Source organism: Palleronia caenipelagi, from assembly GCF_007004065.1.
Classification (GTDB): domain Bacteria; phylum Pseudomonadota; class Alphaproteobacteria; order Rhodobacterales; family Rhodobacteraceae; genus Palleronia; species Palleronia caenipelagi.
The window spans coordinates 102831-120873 of sequence record NZ_VFSV01000007.1 but is presented as its reverse complement, the minus strand read 5'-3'; the positions used below and the strand labels follow the sequence as shown (position 1 = coordinate 120873).

17 protein-coding genes are annotated in these 18043 nt (G+C 62.2%); 1 reads left to right on the top strand and 16 read right to left on the bottom strand.

Features of this window, described 5'->3' with window-relative positions:
• Nucleotides 1-37: 37 nt before the first annotated feature.
• The 10 genes from FEV53_RS05995 to FEV53_RS05950 form a co-directional block, all read right to left on the bottom strand.
• Nucleotides 38-1714 carry a peptidoglycan-binding domain-containing protein gene (locus tag FEV53_RS05995; protein WP_142833906.1) on the bottom strand — a complete coding sequence of 559 codons (1677 nt, stop codon included), beginning with the start codon at nucleotides 1712-1714 and terminating at the stop codon, nucleotides 38-40.
• Between the two features lie 11 nt (nucleotides 1715-1725).
• Nucleotides 1726-2937, bottom strand: coding sequence for a phenylacetate--CoA ligase family protein (locus FEV53_RS05990; RefSeq protein WP_142833905.1), 1212 nt, complete (start codon nucleotides 2935-2937; stop codon nucleotides 1726-1728).
• 16 nt (nucleotides 2938-2953) lie between these two features.
• Complete coding sequence (locus FEV53_RS05985; protein WP_142833904.1) at nucleotides 2954-3781, bottom strand: ABC transporter ATP-binding protein; 828 nt, start codon at nucleotides 3779-3781, stop codon at nucleotides 2954-2956.
• A gap of 50 nt (nucleotides 3782-3831) precedes the next feature.
• Complete coding sequence (locus tag FEV53_RS05980; protein WP_142833903.1) at nucleotides 3832-5115, bottom strand: ABC transporter substrate-binding protein; 1284 nt, start codon at nucleotides 5113-5115, stop codon at nucleotides 3832-3834.
• A gap of 33 nt (nucleotides 5116-5148) precedes the next feature.
• Nucleotides 5149-6225, bottom strand: a complete 1077-nt coding sequence (locus tag FEV53_RS05975) for a branched-chain amino acid ABC transporter permease (protein ID WP_142833902.1) — start codon at nucleotides 6223-6225, stop codon at nucleotides 5149-5151.
• Nucleotides 6226-6249: 24 nt separating this feature from the next.
• Nucleotides 6250-6429, bottom strand: coding sequence for a hypothetical protein (locus tag FEV53_RS05970; protein WP_142833901.1), 180 nt, complete (start codon nucleotides 6427-6429; stop codon nucleotides 6250-6252).
• Between the two features lie 12 nt (nucleotides 6430-6441).
• Complete coding sequence (locus FEV53_RS05965; protein WP_142833900.1) at nucleotides 6442-7428, bottom strand: branched-chain amino acid ABC transporter permease; 987 nt, start codon at nucleotides 7426-7428, stop codon at nucleotides 6442-6444.
• 83 nt (nucleotides 7429-7511) lie between these two features.
• Complete coding sequence (locus FEV53_RS05960; protein ID WP_142833899.1) at nucleotides 7512-8330, bottom strand: ABC transporter ATP-binding protein; 819 nt, start codon at nucleotides 8328-8330, stop codon at nucleotides 7512-7514.
• A gap of 3 nt (nucleotides 8331-8333) precedes the next feature.
• Entirely contained in the window at nucleotides 8334-8594 is a 261-nt protein-coding gene (locus FEV53_RS05955) for a hypothetical protein (RefSeq protein ID WP_142833898.1), read from the bottom strand.
• The gene (locus FEV53_RS05950; RefSeq protein WP_246100740.1) at nucleotides 8591-10549 is read right to left on the bottom strand and encodes an AMP-binding protein; all 1959 of its coding nucleotides are present in this window, start codon (nucleotides 10547-10549) and stop codon (nucleotides 8591-8593) included. Before FEV53_RS05950 ends, FEV53_RS05955 begins: the two co-directional genes overlap by 4 nt.
• A gap of 164 nt (nucleotides 10550-10713) precedes the next feature.
• On the opposite strand from FEV53_RS05950, the gene FEV53_RS05945 reads away from it, so the two are divergent.
• Nucleotides 10714-11355: a histidine phosphatase family protein gene (locus FEV53_RS05945; RefSeq protein ID WP_142833896.1), complete on the top strand. Its 642-nt coding sequence runs from the start codon at nucleotides 10714-10716 to the stop codon at nucleotides 11353-11355.
• Nucleotides 11356-11361: 6 nt separating this feature from the next.
• Here FEV53_RS05945 and FEV53_RS05940 read toward each other — a convergent pair whose 3' ends face one another.
• The 6 genes from FEV53_RS05940 to mutL form a co-directional block, all read right to left on the bottom strand.
• Nucleotides 11362-12093: an SDR family NAD(P)-dependent oxidoreductase gene (locus FEV53_RS05940; RefSeq protein WP_142833895.1), complete on the bottom strand. Its 732-nt coding sequence runs from the start codon at nucleotides 12091-12093 to the stop codon at nucleotides 11362-11364.
• Nucleotides 12090-12659, bottom strand: a complete 570-nt coding sequence (locus FEV53_RS05935; protein ID WP_142833894.1) for a DUF3833 family protein — start codon at nucleotides 12657-12659, stop codon at nucleotides 12090-12092. The genes FEV53_RS05940 and FEV53_RS05935 overlap by 4 nt, the downstream gene beginning before the upstream one ends.
• Nucleotides 12660-12747: 88 nt before the next feature.
• A complete protein-coding gene (locus FEV53_RS05930; RefSeq protein WP_142833893.1) occupies nucleotides 12748-13518 on the bottom strand; it encodes a DUF1365 domain-containing protein in 771 nt (256 codons plus the stop codon).
• A complete protein-coding gene (locus tag FEV53_RS05925) occupies nucleotides 13515-14798 on the bottom strand; it encodes an NAD(P)/FAD-dependent oxidoreductase (RefSeq protein WP_142833949.1) in 1284 nt (427 codons plus the stop codon). The genes FEV53_RS05930 and FEV53_RS05925 overlap by 4 nt, the downstream gene beginning before the upstream one ends.
• 129 nt (nucleotides 14799-14927) lie before the next feature.
• Entirely contained in the window at nucleotides 14928-16154 is a 1227-nt protein-coding gene (locus tag FEV53_RS05920; protein ID WP_142833892.1) for a DNA recombination protein RmuC, read from the bottom strand.
• Complete coding sequence (gene mutL, locus FEV53_RS05915) at nucleotides 16154-17992, bottom strand: DNA mismatch repair endonuclease MutL (protein ID WP_142833891.1); 1839 nt, start codon at nucleotides 17990-17992, stop codon at nucleotides 16154-16156. The genes FEV53_RS05920 and mutL overlap by 1 nt, the downstream gene beginning before the upstream one ends.
• Between the last annotated feature and the right edge of the window lie 51 nt (nucleotides 17993-18043).

Sequence of the window (18043 nt, the reverse complement as noted above, 5' to 3'; positions counted from 1 at the left end):
TTTAACGCAAACATTCCCCGTGTCAAAGGCGCGCGCGTTACTGTGGAATCATGCTGCGCAATGCGTCTGTGAGAAGGCGCACGGCGGTAAACTGGTTCACGTAGCCTGTCGCTGGCAGTCCCGACGCCTGCTGAAAGCGTCGCAGCGCCGCCCGGGTCTGATCGTCAAACACTCCATCGACCGCGCCGGGCTCGTGTCCCAGCGCCTGCAGTCGCGTCTCAATGGCCAGCCTTGCGGTCTGGTTGAGGCCAAGCCCCTGCTCTGCCGCCTCGGCCTCCTGACGTGCACCGGCCGATTTGGTCTGACGATCGATCTGAGCCTTGGCATCCTGCGCATAGGGTCCGTTTGGATAGGCCGCGAGGTAGTCGCGATATCCCTGAACAGTATTCTGCGCCTGCACGCCCTGCCACAGCGCCCGTTCTTCCTCCGAGACACCACCGCGTGTCGCCTCGGCCTCGCGAAGCGCGTTGAGCTGCGCCACCGCCTCATCCGAATGAAGGCCGTCCGGGAACCGGTCGAGATAGTCGCGCAGCTCATTCTCATCACGTTCCGCGCCCATGCGCGACCAGTACTCTTCGTCCCGACGCCGCAAGTCCTCTCGACGGCTCCGCTCCTCAGCCTCCAGCACATCGGCGCGTTCCGAGGCTTCAGCGCGGAGGGTACTGATCTGGTCTGGAGACATAAATCCGGAGGCTCCGAAACCGGCCCGTTGCTGCCATGTCCGGATTGCACCCCGCGTGCCCGGACCGAAAATCCCGTCAATGCCGCGCGTGTCATAGCCCAGAAGCGACAGATCCCGCTGGATGTCCTGTTTCTGCTCCCGTGTCAGTCCGAGCGAGATCTCAAACCGTTCCTCGTCGGTCGTCCGGAGGTCGCGAAGCCGCTCCTGCGCTTCGCCCACATAGCGTCCGTCCACGTAGCGATCGATATAAGCCTCGTAGGACGCCTCCGTATTGCGGCTCACCGTCAGACGCCAGAAGTTCTCCTGTGCGTCGTTCGCGCTCGGCGTCGACAGCGTCCGCTCCGGCGGTGTCTCATCCAGCGGTGTCGTGTCCACCGACCTGGTCCCTGAGCCGATGACCGAAGGGCCCCCATCTCCAAGGAAGCGGAAATCTGGAGGTACATATCCCGAAATCGTCACGTCATCAGCCTCGTTGATGACGCCCCCCCGGCGGGCGAGCGAGTCCTGCACAAACCGCAGAACAGCGGACGGCGTTCCGTTCACGACTGTCACCCCATCGGGCAGATCGGTGAGGACGCCGCCGCGGATTGGCTCATCATTGTTGGTGCCGAGAACAATAATCGAGCGGCCCGCATGACGCGCCGCAAACCCCGTAAAGACCGAAAGCGGTACGCCCGCTTCGGCACTCTCGACCATCGAGCGCCCCTCTGCGTCCACTGGCAGAAACCACGTCTCGCCCCCAAACTCGGTGAATTGGCCAACAAGAACCATGGCGATGGCATCGCTGTTATCCGCCTCAAGGTCGAAATCCCGCAAGCGATCAAACAGGCTTGCGCGGCGCAAGTCGCTCCCTTCGATAACCCGGACGCCTTCGGCGCGCAGCGCATCGACGATACCGCTGGTCCCGATAGCCGCTGGAAGCCGGGGCAAATCGCGGTACTGGCTGTTGCCGATCACCAGCGCGAGTTCTTTTTCGGCAGACGCCATTCCCGTGGTCACCAGCAGCGCCAGGGCGGTCAGGGCAAGTCTCATGTGAACCTCTCTCAGGTCGAATAGTCTCTCTGATCATCGATCACCTTCCCGTCGCGCGGCAGCGCCCCGGGGGCTTCGACATGGACGGCGGCGCGCAACTTCAGCACCTCGCGCACGCTATCCTCATAAGAGGAGATATCTCCCGGAGAACCGGTCTCAAGGGCCACACTCATCACATCCGCGTCGTCATGCCGAGAAATCGTCACCCGCGCACGGTCGACGTCCGGGTGTCGGGCTACCAGATCAGCGACCTGCTCAGGGCGAACGAACATGCCTTTGACCTTCGCGGTCTGGTCTGCGCGGCCCATCCATCCCTTGATCCGCATATTGGTCCGGCCACAGGGGCTTTGTCCCGGCAGCACCGCCGAGAGATCCCCGGTGGCAAAGCGGATCAGCGGATAATCGGGGTTCAGCGTGGTCACGAGAACCTCGCCCACTTCGCCCTCGGGAACCGGATCGCCGGTGCCGGGTGTGACGATCTCGACGATGACACCCTCGTCGACGATCATCCCCTCCATGGCGTCGCTTTCATAGGCGATGTTGCCCAGATCCGCGGTGGCATAGCACTGACGGCAGGCGATCCCACGGTCGGCATACCACTCCCGCAGGCTCGGAAAGAGCGCGCCGCCAGACACGCCGGCCTTCGTGATCGAGAGGTTCAGGCCAAGCTCGTCGGCTTTCTCAAGGATCACCTTCAGGTAATCCGGCGTGCCCGCATAGGCGGTGGCGCCCAGATGGGCGGCAGAGCGGGCCTGCAACTCGGTCTGGCCGGTGCCCGCCGGGATGGTCACCGCGCCAACGGCCCGCGCGGCGCTCTCGAACATCATGCCCGCAGGCGTTAGGTGGTAGCCAAAGCAGTTCTGGATGATATCTCCCGGCCCCACCCCGCAGGCGCGCAAGAACCGGCCCAGCCGGAACCAGTCGCCGTCGATCCGACCCGGCTCGTAGATCGGGCCGGGGCTCTGAAAGAGATGTGTAAATCCCGAGAGCGGCCCGGTCAGCCCGCCCAGCGGTGGATCGCTGGTCTGCGCCTCGGTCAGCGCGGCTTTGCGGAGCACCGGCAGCCGCGCCAGCGCCGCGCGGTCCGTGACGGAGGCGGCATCCACATCCGCAAGACCTCCGCCGCCGGGCAAAGCCTGCGCCCGCGCGATTTGCTGCGGCAGGTCACGGGCCAGATCGCTGGCACGCGCCTCGGTGCGGCGGGTTTCCAGCGGATCACTCATAGGGGCCTCCCGGGTTTTAGCTGAGCCAGCGCTTGCGCCGGCGATAGGACCGCGTGTCGCGGAAGGATTTGCGCCCCTCGTCCGACACGCCGAGATAGAATTCCTTGACGTCCGGGTTTTCGCGCAGATCAGCCGCTGCACCTTCCATCACCACGCGTCCGGCTTCGAGGATGTACCCCCGATGGGCGTAGCGCAAGGCAACATTGGTGTTCTGTTCGGCCAGCAGAAAGCTCACCCCCTGCTCCTCGTTGAGGCTGCGCACAATGCCGAAAATCTCTTCGACGAGCTGCGGCGCGAGGCCCATGGAGGGCTCGTCCAGCAGGATCGTCTCGGGGCGCGACATGAGCGCACGCCCGATTGCGCACATCTGCTGTTCGCCGCCGGAGGTATAGCCCGCCTGACTTTTGCGCCGCTCCTTCAGTCTGGGGAAATAGGTGTAAACCATGTCGAGATCAGCCTCGACCGCGCCGCGCCCGTCGCGACGGGTATAGGCGCCGGTCATCAGGTTCTCTTCGACGGTCAGGTGCTCGAAGCAATGGCGGCCCTCCATGACCTGCACCACACCGCGTTTCACCAGCTCGGACGGGGCGAGATCCTGCACCCGCTCCCCGTGATAAAGGATCGACCCCTTGGTCACCTCGCCGCGCTCCGAATGGACGAGGTTGGAGATAGCCTTCAGCGTGGTGGTCTTCCCGGCGCCGTTGCCGCCCAGCAGTGCCGTGATCCCGCCTTTGCTGACCGTGAGGCTCACGCCTTTCAGCACGAGGATGACCGAGTTGTAGATCACCTCGATATTGTTCACCTCCAGCAGGGGCGCGTCTTGGGCGGTGTTGGCTTGGGTCATGGATCGCCTCCGGGAGAAAGACCCGGGCGCAGACGCCCGGGCCGGTCAGGTCACTGGCAGCGCATCTCGATGCCGTTTTCCTCGGCATAGGCCACGGAGTCTTCCTCCACGAGGCGGCCGATGAGTTCCTGGTCGGACTGGATATAGTCGGTCAGAACCTCCCACTTGCCATCCGCCGCGTTCCACTGGTTCACCGCGACGCGTCCGGAGCCGCCATGGGACGCGCAGGAGGACTCGAAGGTCGGGCCGAAGCCACCGAGACCCAGCTCTTCCATGCGGGCCTCATCGATGGCCAGTTGCTCAAGCCCATCACGCATCTGAGCGGGCGTGATCGCGGAAACCCCGTGGATCTCCTGCGCCTTGCGCGCGCCCTCAGCCGCGATCATCGCGGCGTAGAGGCCACGGTTATAGAGCACTGTGCCCATCTGATCGCCCGCACCGGCAGCTTTTCCGGCATCATAGACGTGGGTTTTCAGATCATCGTAGATGGCAAAATCAGCGCCGGGCGCGTGGAAGTTCAGCGCCTTATACCCGTTCGCCCCATCGCCCGCCGGTTTTACGTCATTTTCCGAACCGGACCACCAGATGCCGATGAAGTTCTCCATCGGGAACCGGATATTCACCGCCTCCTGGATGGCGACCTGATTCATCACGCCCCAGCCCCACATCAGGACATAATCGGGGCGTTGCTGACGCACCTGCACCCAGGTCGAGCGCTGCTCCTGCCCCGGATGATCCACCGGCAGTTCGAGCAGATCGAAACCGTGCTGGCCGCTCAGCTCGGTCAGCGTGCGGATCGGCTCCTTGCCATAGGCGGAGTTGTGGTAAACCAGCGCGATTTTCTTGCCCGAAAGATCGCCGCCATTCTCGTCGAGCAGGTACTTGATCGCCACTGAGGCGCCGTCCCAATAGGTGGCAGGATAGTTGAACACCCACTCGAACACCTTGCCATTCGCGGCACTGGTCCGGCCATAGCCCAGCGTGTGCAGCGGAATCCCGTCAGCGGTCACGCGCGGTATGAGCTGATAGGTGATGCCGGTGGAGAGCGGCTGGTACACCAGAGCGCCCTCGCCCTTCGTGGACTCGTAGCACTCCACGCCTTTCTCGGTGTTATAGCCGGTCTCGCACTCGATCATGTTGATCATCTCGCCGCCGATTCCGCCATCGCGCTCATTCAGGAGCGTGAAGTAATCGGCATAGCCATCGGCAAAGGGAATTCCGTTCGCCGCATAAGGTCCGGTACGGTAGCTGAGACTGGGGAATGTGAGTTCCGCCAGCGCCGGCCCCGTCACCATCGCCGCAGCCAGTGCCCCGGCCAGAATGCGTGTTTTCATGTTACTTCCTCCCTTATTTTTATGGTCCGCCCGTCAGTGCGGGAACGGCCAGAGTCTCAGCTTCTCCTTCAGGAGGCGCCAGAGTTGTGCGAGCCCGTGGGGCTCAACGATCAGAAAAAACACGATCAGCCCGCCGACGATCATGAATTCCAGATGAGCGGCCAGATCCGTGGGCCAGCCCAGCCCGCCGGTAAGCACGTTTTTCAGAAACACCGGCAAGAGCACCATGAAGGCCGCCCCAAGAAACGACCCGAGGATCGAGCCCAGCCCGCCGATGATGATCATGAAGAGGACGAGGAAGGATTTGTTGATGCCAAACGCTTCGCCGACCTCGACCGCACCCAGATAGACGGAGAAAAACAGCGCCCCTGCTATGCCCACAAAGAAAGACGAGACACCGAAGGCCGTCAGCTTGGCATGGAGCGGGTTCACCCCGATGATCTCCGCGGCGATGTCCATATCACGGATCGCCATCCATTTCCGCCCCAGCGCCCCCCGCGTGAGGTTCCGGCAGATCCAAGCCGACGCCAGCACGAAGGCGAGGCAGAACAGATACGTGACAGCGGCCGAGGTCTCCGGTCCCGTGACCGGCAGACCGAATATGGTGCGCTCGGGCGCGCTGATTTGTCCCGAGGCGGAGTAGTTGTAGAACCACGGCACCCGGTTGAAGAGCCACACAAGGAAAAACTGCGCCGCCAATGTCGCCACCGCGAGATAGAAGCCCTTGATGCGGAGCGATGGCAGGCCGAACAGAATGCCCACGATCGCCGTGATCAGCCCGGCCAGAACCACGTGGATCGCGATGGAGATGTCGGGGAAAGACGTCATGAGCTTGTAACAGGCGTAGGCGCCGACGGCCATAAAGCCGCCTGTCCCGAGGCTCACCTGTCCGCAATAGCCTGTCAGGATATTCAGTCCCAGCGCCGCGATGGCATAGATCAGAAAGGGCAGCAGGATTGCGTTGGCCCAATAGTCGTTAATGATGAACGGCACTACCAGCACCGCGACGGCGATAAGCAGCCAGTGCGCCCAACGGTCGAGCCGGATCGGGAAGGTCTGCCCGTCATCCAGATAGCTGGTGCGATACTGGCCGGCCTCACGATAGATCATGTTTCATTTCCTTTTCCGCGCCGCTCACTCGTCCTGGTCCGGCAGTCGCCCGCCGAGCCAGTACAATCCCCACGATCCGGCGATCAGTCCGAGTATCTGCCACCAGATCACAACACCGGAATAGAACGCCCGCGCGATCACCACGACGAGCAGCGCCATGCACATGAAGGACAGCAAACGGATCGTCTCTGCGGTACTGTTCATCCGTGCACCTCCCTATACCCGCTCGATCAGCCGTTCGCCGAACAACCCCTGTGGCCGGAAGACGAGGAAGATCAGCGCCAGAACATAGGCGAACCAGTTTTCCGTAGCACCGCCCACAAGCGGGCCGACGAGAAACTCAAAGAGCTTCTCTCCCACCCCGATGATCAACCCGCCTACAATTGCACCGGGGATCGAGGTGAACCCACCCAGCATCAGAACCGGCAGGGCCTTCAGCGCGATGAGACTGAGGGAAAACTGCACGCCCGATTTGGCCCCCCACATGATGCCCGCGACCAGAGCCACGAACCCGGCGATAGACCAGGTCAGCACCCAGATGTAGTTCAGCGAAATCCCGACCGAGAGCGCCGCCTGATGATCATCCGCCACGGCGCGCAGCGCCCGGCCCTGCTTGGTATATTGCGAAAACACGACGAGCCCGGCGACCAGCAACGCCGCGATAATCGCCGCGGAGATGTCGAGGTTATCGATATAGAAGCCATAACCGAACAGATTGAAGGTCGTCTCGTCGATCCAGGTGTTCAACCCCTGCGGCAGCCCCACATCCAGCGCCTTGATGTCGGACCCCCACATCATGTCGCCAAGCCCCTCGAGGAAGTAGGCCAGCCCGATTGTCGCCATGAACAGGATGATCGGCTCCTGATTGACCAGATGACGCAGGACGAGCTTGTTCACCAGCCATGCAAAGATCACCATGACCACCATGGTCAAAATGATGGCGAGCAGCGCCGGGACGGTCCAGCCAAAGCCATGGATCTCGGTCCCGAAGACCACGTTGATCAGATGCTCGAACGGCACCTGCCCCTCCATGATCCCCACCAGTGTCAGCGCGGCGAACAGCGCCATGACACCCTGCGCATAGTTGAAGATTCCGCTCGCCTTGAAGATCAACACAAAACCCAGCGCCACCAGCGCATAGAGCACCCCGGCCATGAGCCCGTTAAGCATCACCTCAATGGCGAAAAGGACCTGATCAGGCATGATGCGTTTTCCTCGATTTGCGCGCGCGCCATGGGACGGCGGGCGGGGCGATGCGCGTCAGCGCGAGCGCCGTGCGACCGGACCTAGTCATGGGACACCCCCAGATAGGCGTCGATCACTTCCTGATTGTTGCGCACCTCATCGGGGGAGCCGTCCCCGATCTTACGCCCGTAATCCATCACGACGACCCGGTCGCTGAGATCCATCACCACGCCCATATCATGCTCGATCAGCGCGATGGTGGTTCCCAACTCGTCATTCACATCGAGGATAAAGCGGCTCATGTCCTCCTTCTCCTCCACATTCATCCCGGCCATCGGTTCGTCCAACAGCAGCAGATGCGGCTCCGCCGCCAGTGCGCGGGCGAGTTCAACCCGCTTTTTCAGACCATAGGGCAAACGTCCCACCGGCACTTTGCGGATGTGCTGGATCTCCAGAATATCGATGACCCGCTCGACCTTCTCCCGGTTCTCAACCTCTTCCCGCCGCGCCTTGCCGAACCAGAGCGCCTGCGACATCGTCCCCGCATTCATGGCGTTCAGACGACCTGTCATCACATTGTCGAGCACCGTCATCCCCTGAAAGAGCGCAATATTCTGAAAGGTCCGGGCGATCCCCTGACGCGCGACCTCATAGGGTTTCATCGGCGGGCGACGAGAGCCATTAAACCAGACCTCACCCTCTTGCGGTACGTAGAATCCGCTAATGACGTTCAGCATCGAAGATTTACCCGCCCCGTTCGGGCCAATGATGGCGCGGATTTCACCTTCGCGGATGTCAAATGAGATGTTCTTGATCGCCTCTACCCCGCCAAAGCGAAGTGTGATGTTACGCAGATCCAGCAAGGTCTCGCCCGTGATCCGGCCCTGGTCCGCTCCCGGATCTGTCGCAACATCGAGCATATCTCAGAAACTCCCCAACAGGTTACAGACCGCGCCATAAACGGCCATGGAGAGGCCGTAGATATGAATCTTGTTCATCGGCAATCCGGGCCAGATGCGCCCCGCCGCCGCGACACCAAAACCCCCGATAAGCGCGCCGATCACCAGGGTTGCGACCTTGGGCGGGAACAGGGACCCCAGCAGCCAGGACAAGACCAGTCCGGCCAGCGCCAGGATTCCGCCCATGACGTAATTCGGTTTTTCTTCGACGTTAAAACGGCTCATTCTGCGGCAGTCCTTGTATTGGAGTTCGGTGTGAACAGCTCGGCATCCTGAATTTTCAGGGTCGCCTTGATCTGCCCCTTGCGACCGTCTTCGTAGGTCACTTCGGTTTCTGTATAGACCTCTTCGCTGCCATCATAGAGCGCCCCGAGCAGATCTTCGAACTTGTCACCAATCACCTTGCGCCGGACCTTCTGGGTGCGGGTCAGCTCGCCGTCATCGGCATCAAGCTGTTTGTGCAGCACCAGAAAGCGGTGGATCTGACAGCCCGACAGCATCTCGTCCCGCGCCACATCGCGGTTCACCGCCGCAACGTGCTCGCGCATCATCGCCAACACCTGCGGGTTCTGGCTGAGTTCCTGATAGGAGCCATACGCCACGTTATTGCGCTCGGCCCAATTGCCCACCGCCGTCAGGTCGATATTCAGAAACGCCATGCAGCGGTTGCGCCCGGCGCCAAAGACCACAGCTTCCAGGATATTGGGGAAGAACTTCAGTTTGTTCTCCACGTATTTCGGCGCAAAAAGTCCGCCCGTCGCGAGTTTCCCCACATCCTTGGCACGGTCGATGATCCGCAGATGACCCGTCTCGGGCTCGATAAAACCCGCATCCCCGGTGGCCACCCAGCCCTCCGCGTCCTTGGTCTCGGCAGTGGAGTCCGGATTGCGATAGTAGCACTGGAAGGTACCCGGCGAGCGGTAGAAAACCTCGCCCGTATCACTCATCCGCAGTTCCACCCCCGGCGACGGTACGCCAACGGTGTCCGAGCGGACCTCGTGATCGGGTTGCTGGGTGATGAACACGGTCGCTTCGGTCTGCCCGTAGAGCTGTTTGAGGTTAATCCCGAGCCCGCGGTAAAAGTCGAAGATCTCCGGCCCGATGGCCTCCCCTGCCGTGTATCCCACTCGGATATGGCTGAATCCCATGGTATTTTTCAGCGGACCGTAGATCAGCAGATGACCCAAACGGTATTTCAGCTTGTCAGTGAACCCAATTGGCTTGTCGTCGAGCAAAGCGGGGCCGACCTTGCGCGCGTGATCCATAAAGGTTCTGAACAGCCAGCGCTTCACCCGTCCCGCATCCTCCATGCGGATCAGTACGCTTGTCAGGAGGCCCTCGAACACGCGCGGCGGAGCAAAGTAATAGGTTGGGCCGATTTCCCGCAAATCCTGCGTCAGCGTGTCGGGGCTCTCGGGACAGTTCACGCAGAACCCGGTCCAGTAAGCCTGCCCGATGGAAAAGATGAAATCGCCAACCCACGCCATGGGCAGATAGGCCACGACTTCCTCTTCTGTGGTCAGGTTGTCGAACTCACTCGACGCACGCGCTGTCTCGATCACGTTGCGGTTCGACAAAACCACACCTTTGGGACGCCCCGTGGTGCCCGAGGTGTAAAGCATGACGCAGGTACTGTCGGGCTCCAGTGCAGCCAATCTGGCCTTTAGCTCGATGGTTAGCCGGTCCGCTGCCATGCGGCCCGCTTCCTGAGCTTCGGCATAGGACAAAAGCTGCGTGTGGTCGTATTTTCGCAATCCGCGCGGGTCGAGATAGATGATGCGGCGCAGGGCCGCACCCTCGCCAGAAGCTTCGATCAGCTTATCCACCTGCTCCTGATCACCGACCACCGCAAAGACCGCGCCGCTATGTTCCAGCTGATAAGCGATCTCTTCGACAGCGGCGTCCTGATAGAGGGGCACCGGGATCGCGCCCGCCATCTGCGCCGCGACCATAGCCATGTAGAGCCGGGGCCGATTGCGCCCCGATATGACAACATGTTCTCCGGGCACGAGCCCCATATCGATCAGGCCGAGCGCCAGATCCTCGACCTCCCGGGCCACCTCCGCCCAGGTCCAGCTCTGCCAGATGCCGAATTCCTTTTCGCGGTAGGCGTGCCGTGTCGCCAGTCGCGATGCGTTCTGCGCCAATAACGCAGGAATGGAGACTCCCGTCTCGGTCAATCCGAACCCTCCCTTGCCCCGCCTTGTTCTGGGGCGTACCGCTTGTGCGGTTTTCTCCATGAGGGACAACAGAATGATTCGCGTCAACCCCAACGACGCAGTTGCGATGATTTGCGCTCCGCCCAACGCTGGACTAGGGAAGCCGGAACAACGGGAGACGCGTCATGGGTGAAATCGTTCTGGTCCGGCACGGGCAAGCCAACAGCGCCGCCACAAACGAAGAAGACTATGACCGGCTCAGCGACCTCGGTCATCGGCAGGCGCGCTGGCTCGGGGACTGGATGCGCAAGAGTGAGCCGTCTTTCGATCTCGTGCTGTGTGGGACGCTCCGTCGTCACCGGGAGACCGCCGAAGGCATTGGCGTTGTGGCCACGCCGGACGCCCGGCTGAACGAGATGGACTACTTCAATCTCGGTCAGGCATTACAGGACGTGCATGGCATTCCCATGCCCGAGGCGGACGGGTTCGACACCCATGTGCACCTCGTCATGCAGGCTTGGCATGCCGCCGAAATCAAGGGAAACGAGAGCTTTGAGAGCTTTGATACCCGTATCACGTCAGTTCTGAATGAGGCCTCCGAAATTGGCAAACGGGTACTCTGCATTACTTCCGGCGGCGTGATCGGGATGGCGATGCGGCACGTCCTGGGGCTCGGGACCGAAGCTCTGGCCGACGCCATGTTGCCGATCCTGAACACGTCGGTTCATCGCTTCAGGGTGCGGCCCCGCGGGATGTTGCTGACCCAATTCAACGCCGTGCCGCACCTGATGGGGGATGAGCGCGCGGAGGCGCTCACCCATTACTGAGCGCCGTCAGCTGACCAGCCGGTAATAGAGCGCGTCGGGCAGGAAGTTCATCGCGCGGATCGCCGAACCGAAAGCTGTCGGGAAGTTCCGCGCAAAGCCGTCGCCGGACATATGCTCGAACATTTGCTGCGCGGCGTCTTCCGGCTCCATGATCTGCGGCATCTTGAAGTCGTTCTTGTCAGTGAGGCGGGTCCGGATGAAACCGGGGTTCACCAACTGCACCTCGACGCCCGTGTCTCGCAAATCGGCATGCATTCCCTCAGCAAGGGCCATCAGGCCAGCCTTGGATGCTGCATAGCCGATAGAATTTGGCAAACCGCGAAATCCCGAAAGCGAGCCGGTCAGAACGATATGCCCCTGATCCCGCGCCACCATCTTCGGGACGACCTGTCCCAACACGCGTGCGGCACCGGTGAGGTTCACGTCGAGCATCGCCGTGACCTGCTCGGCGTTCCACTCCCGCGCGGATTGGGGCCAATAGGCTCCCGCAAGGTAGATCAGTCCGTCGATCTCTCCGGCCGCTTCCGCAGCCTCTGTCACACTGTCAGCGTCGCTCACATCGCAAGGCAAGACCTTTGCGGCGCCAGGCAGGCTGTCCGCCAACTCCTGCAAACGCTCAGCGCTCCGCGCCGAGAGGACCACCTCAGCGCCAGCCCGGTTCACCTTTTCGGCGACCGCACGTCCCAACCCTTCGGATGCACCAACAATCCAATACCGTTTACCCTGCCATTCTCTCATTCTGTCTCCGGACGCTTTCTAATGGATGCAACAAGCTCTGCCACGAGCAAGCCGTACTTTCGAAACTGCGTTCGATTGATGATAGTTCCCGTCTCGGTGAGATACATCCAGTCGACAACTTTCAGCTTGTGCCCACCGACATCGGCAGGCAGCTGCAGTTTGTAGGCCGTGCGCATGGCCGGGCCGGCAAACGATCCGCAGCCGGCACCGTCAACATCCTCTGCGCGAGCGACGAAGGTGTCAGGCCCGGTGAACTCGAGGACCCATGTGCGCTCCTGCTTCAATCCGCCATCATAGTGAAGCGTGACGGCAAAACTGCCACCATCGTCGTTCCATTCACCGACCATATCAGCGTGAAACCGTGATGTGACACGGCCGGTGGGCCCATAGATCACTCCCTCGGCCAGAAGTTGCCCATCCAGATGGATCCTCGGATCGAAATCCATGGAGAAGCCCATGTAATCAGAGGGGTTTTGGCCCCAAAAGGACATCATCCGGCGCCTGAGATACACCATGGCCAGCGCCAGAAGCGCTATTCCCAATGTCAGCACTAATATATCAGACATAGCACGACCCGATTGTTCCTACGCTGCTCCAACGCAGTCCGCACCAGATTGCTCCATAAGCGCGGAAAAAAAAATTTATGGCCCCGACCTATTTCCCGATACGGGTCAAGCTGTGCTCCGGGGGTTCAGGGCGGGTGCGATAGCCCGCTCGCTTGCGCCACAACACGAGGGCCTGCCAATGGATCAGGGCCAGAACCCTGCGCGATCCAAAGGGGCGACGCAGCAGGGCCCGCAGCAGCCCACCGCGCGTCGCGGGCCGGCGGTCACCCACCAGCGTCGCGAGCAAGCCCTTATTTTCGTGGTCAAAATCAATTCTAATCGAGATCTTTTCCTCACGAATATCGAACCGAAATCGATAGACACCACCGATATCCTGAAACGGCGACACGTGGAAAACCTTCTTCGCCACGATCTCATCCGATGGCTGGAGCGGCGCCAGATCCGGGCGATGGCACAGGTAGTTGTGACGATCGCCAAAGGTGTTCGTGACCTCTGCGATGACCGCTCGCAACGCTACGTCACGGTCACGGATGAGCCAGAAGCTCACCGGGTTAAACACATGGCCGAGAATGCGAGGCTGCGCGAGCAGTTCGATGCGGTGCGCCAGATGATCCAGACCTTCCTCTGTCAGGATATCGCGAACCCAATCCGCTCCTCTGCCATTGCCCGGAGCTCCGCCATGGTCCCTATCCCGGAGCGAGATCAGTCCCGCGCGATTGCGCCGAAAAGGCCAGGGGGCCTGAGGTACGGGATCATCCGCATCGAGGAGCACATAATCGACCGAATAGACGAACCGGTTCTCTATATCGCCGCGGCGCCCGTGAAAGGTGCGCCCTTCGATATGATCAACCCTGCTCACTCGGCGGCCACCGTATTCTCTGTCCCAAAACGCGCCGCAATGGCTTCGGTCACTGTCACGGCGGAAGCAAACCCATCCTCATGAAACCCGTTGCGCATCCACGCACCACAAAACCACGTACCTTGTGCCCCATTCATCCGACGGATCTCCGCGCGACCTTCTTCGGCGGCGCTGTCATAGTAGGGGTGGCGGAACCAGACCTCGTCCATGACCAGAGCCGGATCAATATTCTGCACAGGGTTAAGGGTCACAAAGAGCGGATCGTCGTCTGGAATGGGTTGCAGCGAGTTCATCCAGTAAGTCAGCTCGATATGGTCGGGCATCTCACCCGTGGGGGCGCGATAGTTCCAGGACGACCACACCTTCTTACGCACCGGCATCACCGAAGCATCGGCATGGAGGATCGCCTTATTACTCTTGTACCGCAGCTTTGACAGCGCGTTGTGCTCATTGTCAGTGGGGTCGCCAAGGAGAGTCAGCGCCACATCGGAATGGGTTGCAAAGATCACGTCGTCGTAGACCTCGTCCTGCCCGTCGGCGGTGACCACGATCTGTCCCCCAGGGCGCGTCACGCGCGCAACGGGCGTTCCGAGACGCAGCTTTACCCCGGCGGCACGAAGGCCGTACGACATGCGCGATAGATATTCCTTTGAGCCGCCCCGCACGGTCAGCCATTGATGCTGGCCAGTGTGATGCAGGAGCGCGTGATTGTCGAAAAACCGGATCAGCGCCTGCGCCGGAAAATCAAGGATCCCCTTTGCGGGGGTGGACCAGATGGCCCCGGAAAGCGGCAGCAGATAGCGGTCGCGAAACCACGCCCCTGTGCCCACCCGGTCCAGCAACTCGCCAAGGCTCATATCGGGTCGGTCCGCCACATCCAGAGCGCGTGCGTTGAAACGCAGGATGTCCCGGATCATCCTCCAATACCGCGGGTCGACGGCGTTTCGGGGCTGGGCAAAGACCGCCGAGAGGTTGCGCAGACCGTATTCGAACCGCCCCCCATCGAAGGACGCGCCAAAGCTCATGTCACTGTTGGCCACGGGCACGTAAAGCTCGTCAAACAGCGCCGAGAGGTGGGGGTAGTTCATGCGGTTGAACACGATGAACCCGGTATCCACCGGCTGATCCCCGCGTTTACCCGCCATCACAGTGCGGGCATGGCCCCCGAGCCGGTTCTCGGACTCGTAAAGGACAACGCGATGCGTCTCTCGAAGTCGCCATGCGGCCGCAAGCCCTGAAATCCCCCCGCCGATGACCGCGACCCGGGGGGGCAGACCCATTTTTATGCTGGACAAGTTGGTCTCCGCAGTTGCGTACCCGTCAGGCCGGGACAGTGCCGACCTATTGTTTTCATCCACATATTCACAAAAGATTTAGGATAGCAACAAAGTGACGCGCGACCGGTCGTCTCAGGTACCGGGCAGGCCCGGCTGCTCGCTGGGGAGATCCGTGGGCGCCAGTTCCTCGAAATCAAAATTGTCGAGCCGGTCCGCGCGTTTGCCCGCGCGGGTCGATGCGGTGAGAATGCCACTCACATCCTCACCCGCCTGCCGCAGATGGGTATCGAGCTTGGCCGCGCGGGTGCCAATCAGCTCCACATCCCGGTGCAGCAGCTTCAGCGCCTTGCGGATTTCGCCCGCCTGTTCGCGCATCCTCGCGTCCTTGAGCACCGCGCGCATGGTGTTCAGCGTCGCCATGCAGGTGGTGGGCGAGACGATCCAGACCCGCGCCGCAAACCCTTCGCGGACGATATGAGGCAGGCGCGCGTGCAGCTCGGCGTAAACCGCCTCCGACGGCAGGAACATCAGCGCCGAATCTGCCGTCTCGCCCTCGATGATGTATTTCTCCGAGATCGCCTTGATATGGACGCGCACCGCCTGCCCCAGCGCCTTCAGCGCGCGCTCCTGATCGGCAGGACCTTCGGCAGCGGCGAGCGCTTCATAGGCCTCCAGAGGGAATTTGGCATCAATGACGATGGGACCGGGGGGCAGCGGCAGATGAACCATGCAATCCGCCCTCTTGCCGTTTGAGAGAGTCGTTTGCAGGGAATAGCTGTCGGAGGGCAGCGCCTTGGACACGATATCGGTGAGCTGGATTTCCCCGAACATGCCGCGACGCTGCTTGTTCGACAGGATGTCCTGCAAGGACAGCACGTCGCCGGAGAGCTTCTGAATATTGTCCTGCGCCTTGTCGATGGTCGCCAGCCGCTCCTGCAACTGTGTGAGCGACGTGGTCGTACGCTGGGTCTGGCCGTGCAGCGTTTCGCGCATCTTTTCCTGCATCTCCGCCATTCCCCGCTGCTGGCGCAGGGTCGTGTCGGCGAGACGCTCGCTCATCTGGTGCTGCACCTCGGCGAGACGCGCTTCCATGGTTTGCAGCATCCGAAGCTGCGCCGTGGCGGTGGTCTCGGACACGGTTTGCAGCGATCCGGCCAGTTGCGTCTGCCCCTGCCCCAGCGCGCCCATCTCACCGCCCATCCGCCGCAACTCGCGGGCCAGCGCCTCGGTCACGCGCGCCGACCGCCCGGCGCGGCGGAGCGACAGCACCAGCATCACGACGAGGAGAACCGCGACCCCCAGCGCCACGGCCAGCAGTACGCCGGGATCGGCAAGGAGAGGGTCGAGGATTTCTGTCATCAGCTCCGCTCGAACAACTTTTCGATGTCGCTGAGGCGCAACTCCACATAGGTGGGTCGGCCATGATTGCACTGGCCGGAATGGGGCGTAGCCTCCATCTCGCGCAGGAGCGCGTTCATCTCCTCCACCCGCATCCGCCGCCCCGAGCGGACCGATCCATGGCACGCCATGCGCGACAGCACCGCCTCAATCTGCACCATCACCGTGCCGGACTGACCGAGATCTGTCAGCTCATCAAGCACGTCTTGCAGGAGATTTGCCGCATTGACGTCACCAAGGACCGCCGGAACCTCGCGCACCGCGACTGCCCCGCCGCCAAAGGGTTCGATCACCAGACCGGCCCGGGCCAGATCCGCCTGCGCGGACAGGAGCATCGCCAGATCACTGTCGGAGAGCTCCACGATCTCGGGGATCAGCAGAGCCTGCGCAGCGACGCCCTGCGCGGAGAGTTGGCGCTTCAGCCGTTCATAGACCAGCCGTTCATGGGCCGCATGCTGATCGACGAGGATCATGCCGGTCTCGGTCTGGGCGACGATATAATTTTCGTGAAGCTGGGCCCGGGCAGCCCCGAGGGGATGATGGGTCGCGGGCTCTGCTTCCGGCTCCTCAGCCGGCAGATCGGCACGGGCAAAAACCGCCGCCGTTTCCGCGAAACTGTCCTGCCGGGGCGGGGCCGGCATGGGGGGGCGTTGCGGGGCCGCGCTGGTGCTGCGCTCCATCTGATAGCTGCGGGGCGGCAGCTCGGAAGGGCGGAATGCACCCAGCGCCGCTTGCGCCACATGGGTCGAGGCCCGGTGTCCGGCTTCGGCCAGCGCGTGTCGCAGCGCCGAAATGATCAGGCCGCGCACCAACTCCGTTTCCCGGAACCGCACCTCTGTTTTCGCGGGATGCACATTCTGGTCGACCCGCTGAGGATCGAGGTCGAGGAACAGCGCCGCGACCGGATGGCGGTCCCGCGACAGATAATCCTGATAGGCCCCGCGCAGCACGCCAAACAGCAGCTTGTCCCGCACCGGGCGACCGTTCACGAAGAGAAACTGATGCGTCGCAGCCCCGCGCGAATAGGTCGGCAAACCCGCATATCCGGTGAGACGGATGCCCTCGCGCTCGGCCTCGATCCGCACCGCATTCTCGGCAAAGTCGCCACCGAGGATCCGCATAAGCCGGGTCTGCATGGCCTCGAACAACTCGCCTGACCCCGGATCGACCCGGAACACAAACCGCCCCTCGCCACCGCCGGATACATCGCGCAGGGCAAAGCCGACCATGGGCTCGGCCATGGCGAGCCGTTTGATGACATCGCCGATCGCTTGCGCCTCGGCGCGGTCGGAGCGGAGGAATTTCAGCCGGGCGGGGGTCGCGAAAAAGAGATCGCGCAACTCGACCACGGTCCCCGCACTCAGCGCCGCCGGGCGCACCGGCTGGGCCGCGCCGCCGCTGACTTCCAGACAGGCGCCCTCGCCACCCCCGGCCCGCGAGGTCAGGGACAGCCGACCGACGGAGGCGAGCGACGGCAGCGCCTCGCCACGAAAGCCAAAGGACCGGATATCGAGCAGATTGTCGCCGTTCAGCTTCGACGTGGCATGGCGGCTCAGCGCCAGCGGCAGGTCCTCCGCCGTCATCCCGCAGCCATCATCGGTGACACGGATCAGGGTCTTGCCCCCATGGGCGTAGTCGATGGTGACCCGCGTGGCGCCCGCGTCGAGGGCGTTTTCCACCAGTTCCTTGACCGCCGAGGCAGGGCGCTCGACCACCTCGCCTGCGGCGATCTGGTTGATCGCCACGTCGTCGAGCTGACGGATCAAAGGGCGGCTGATATTGCGGTCATGACGGGTCATGACGCCATATCTAGCATGATGGGGCCGGGTGGCGAAACGGTAAAATCCTGC

What these genes read in the sequence shown, in the direction of transcription:
- FEV53_RS05980 (WP_142833903.1), bottom strand. Translation starts at nt 5,115, where the DNA reads ATGAAAACACGCATTCTGGCCGGGGCACTGGCTGCGGCGATGGTGACG.
- FEV53_RS05970 (WP_142833901.1), bottom strand. Translation starts at nt 6,429, where the DNA reads ATGAACAGTACCGCAGAGACGATCCGTTTGCTGTCCTTCATGTGCATG.
- FEV53_RS05995 (WP_142833906.1), bottom strand. Translation starts at nt 1,714, where the DNA reads ATGAGACTTGCCCTGACCGCCCTGGCGCTGCTGGTGACCACGGGAATG.
- FEV53_RS05920 (WP_142833892.1), bottom strand. Translation starts at nt 16,154, where the DNA reads ATGACAGAAATCCTCGACCCTCTCCTTGCCGATCCCGGCGTACTGCTG.
- FEV53_RS05955 (WP_142833898.1), bottom strand. Translation starts at nt 8,594, where the DNA reads ATGAGCCGTTTTAACGTCGAAGAAAAACCGAATTACGTCATGGGCGGA.
- FEV53_RS05940 (WP_142833895.1), bottom strand. Translation starts at nt 12,093, where the DNA reads ATGAGAGAATGGCAGGGTAAACGGTATTGGATTGTTGGTGCATCCGAA.
- FEV53_RS05965 (WP_142833900.1), bottom strand. Translation starts at nt 7,428, where the DNA reads ATGCCTGATCAGGTCCTTTTCGCCATTGAGGTGATGCTTAACGGGCTC.
- FEV53_RS05990 (WP_142833905.1), bottom strand. Translation starts at nt 2,937, where the DNA reads ATGAGTGATCCGCTGGAAACCCGCCGCACCGAGGCGCGTGCCAGCGAT.
- FEV53_RS05985 (WP_142833904.1), bottom strand. Translation starts at nt 3,781, where the DNA reads ATGACCCAAGCCAACACCGCCCAAGACGCGCCCCTGCTGGAGGTGAAC.
- FEV53_RS05960 (WP_142833899.1), bottom strand. Translation starts at nt 8,330, where the DNA reads ATGCTCGATGTTGCGACAGATCCGGGAGCGGACCAGGGCCGGATCACG.
- FEV53_RS05935 (WP_142833894.1), bottom strand. Translation starts at nt 12,659, where the DNA reads ATGTCTGATATATTAGTGCTGACATTGGGAATAGCGCTTCTGGCGCTG.
- FEV53_RS05975 (WP_142833902.1), bottom strand. Translation starts at nt 6,225, where the DNA reads ATGATCTATCGTGAGGCCGGCCAGTATCGCACCAGCTATCTGGATGAC.
- FEV53_RS05925 (WP_142833949.1), bottom strand. Translation starts at nt 14,798, where the DNA reads ATGGGTCTGCCCCCCCGGGTCGCGGTCATCGGCGGGGGGATTTCAGGG.
- FEV53_RS05945 (WP_142833896.1), top strand. Translation starts at nt 10,714, where the DNA reads ATGGGTGAAATCGTTCTGGTCCGGCACGGGCAAGCCAACAGCGCCGCC.
- mutL (WP_142833891.1), bottom strand. Translation starts at nt 17,992, where the DNA reads ATGACCCGTCATGACCGCAATATCAGCCGCCCTTTGATCCGTCAGCTC.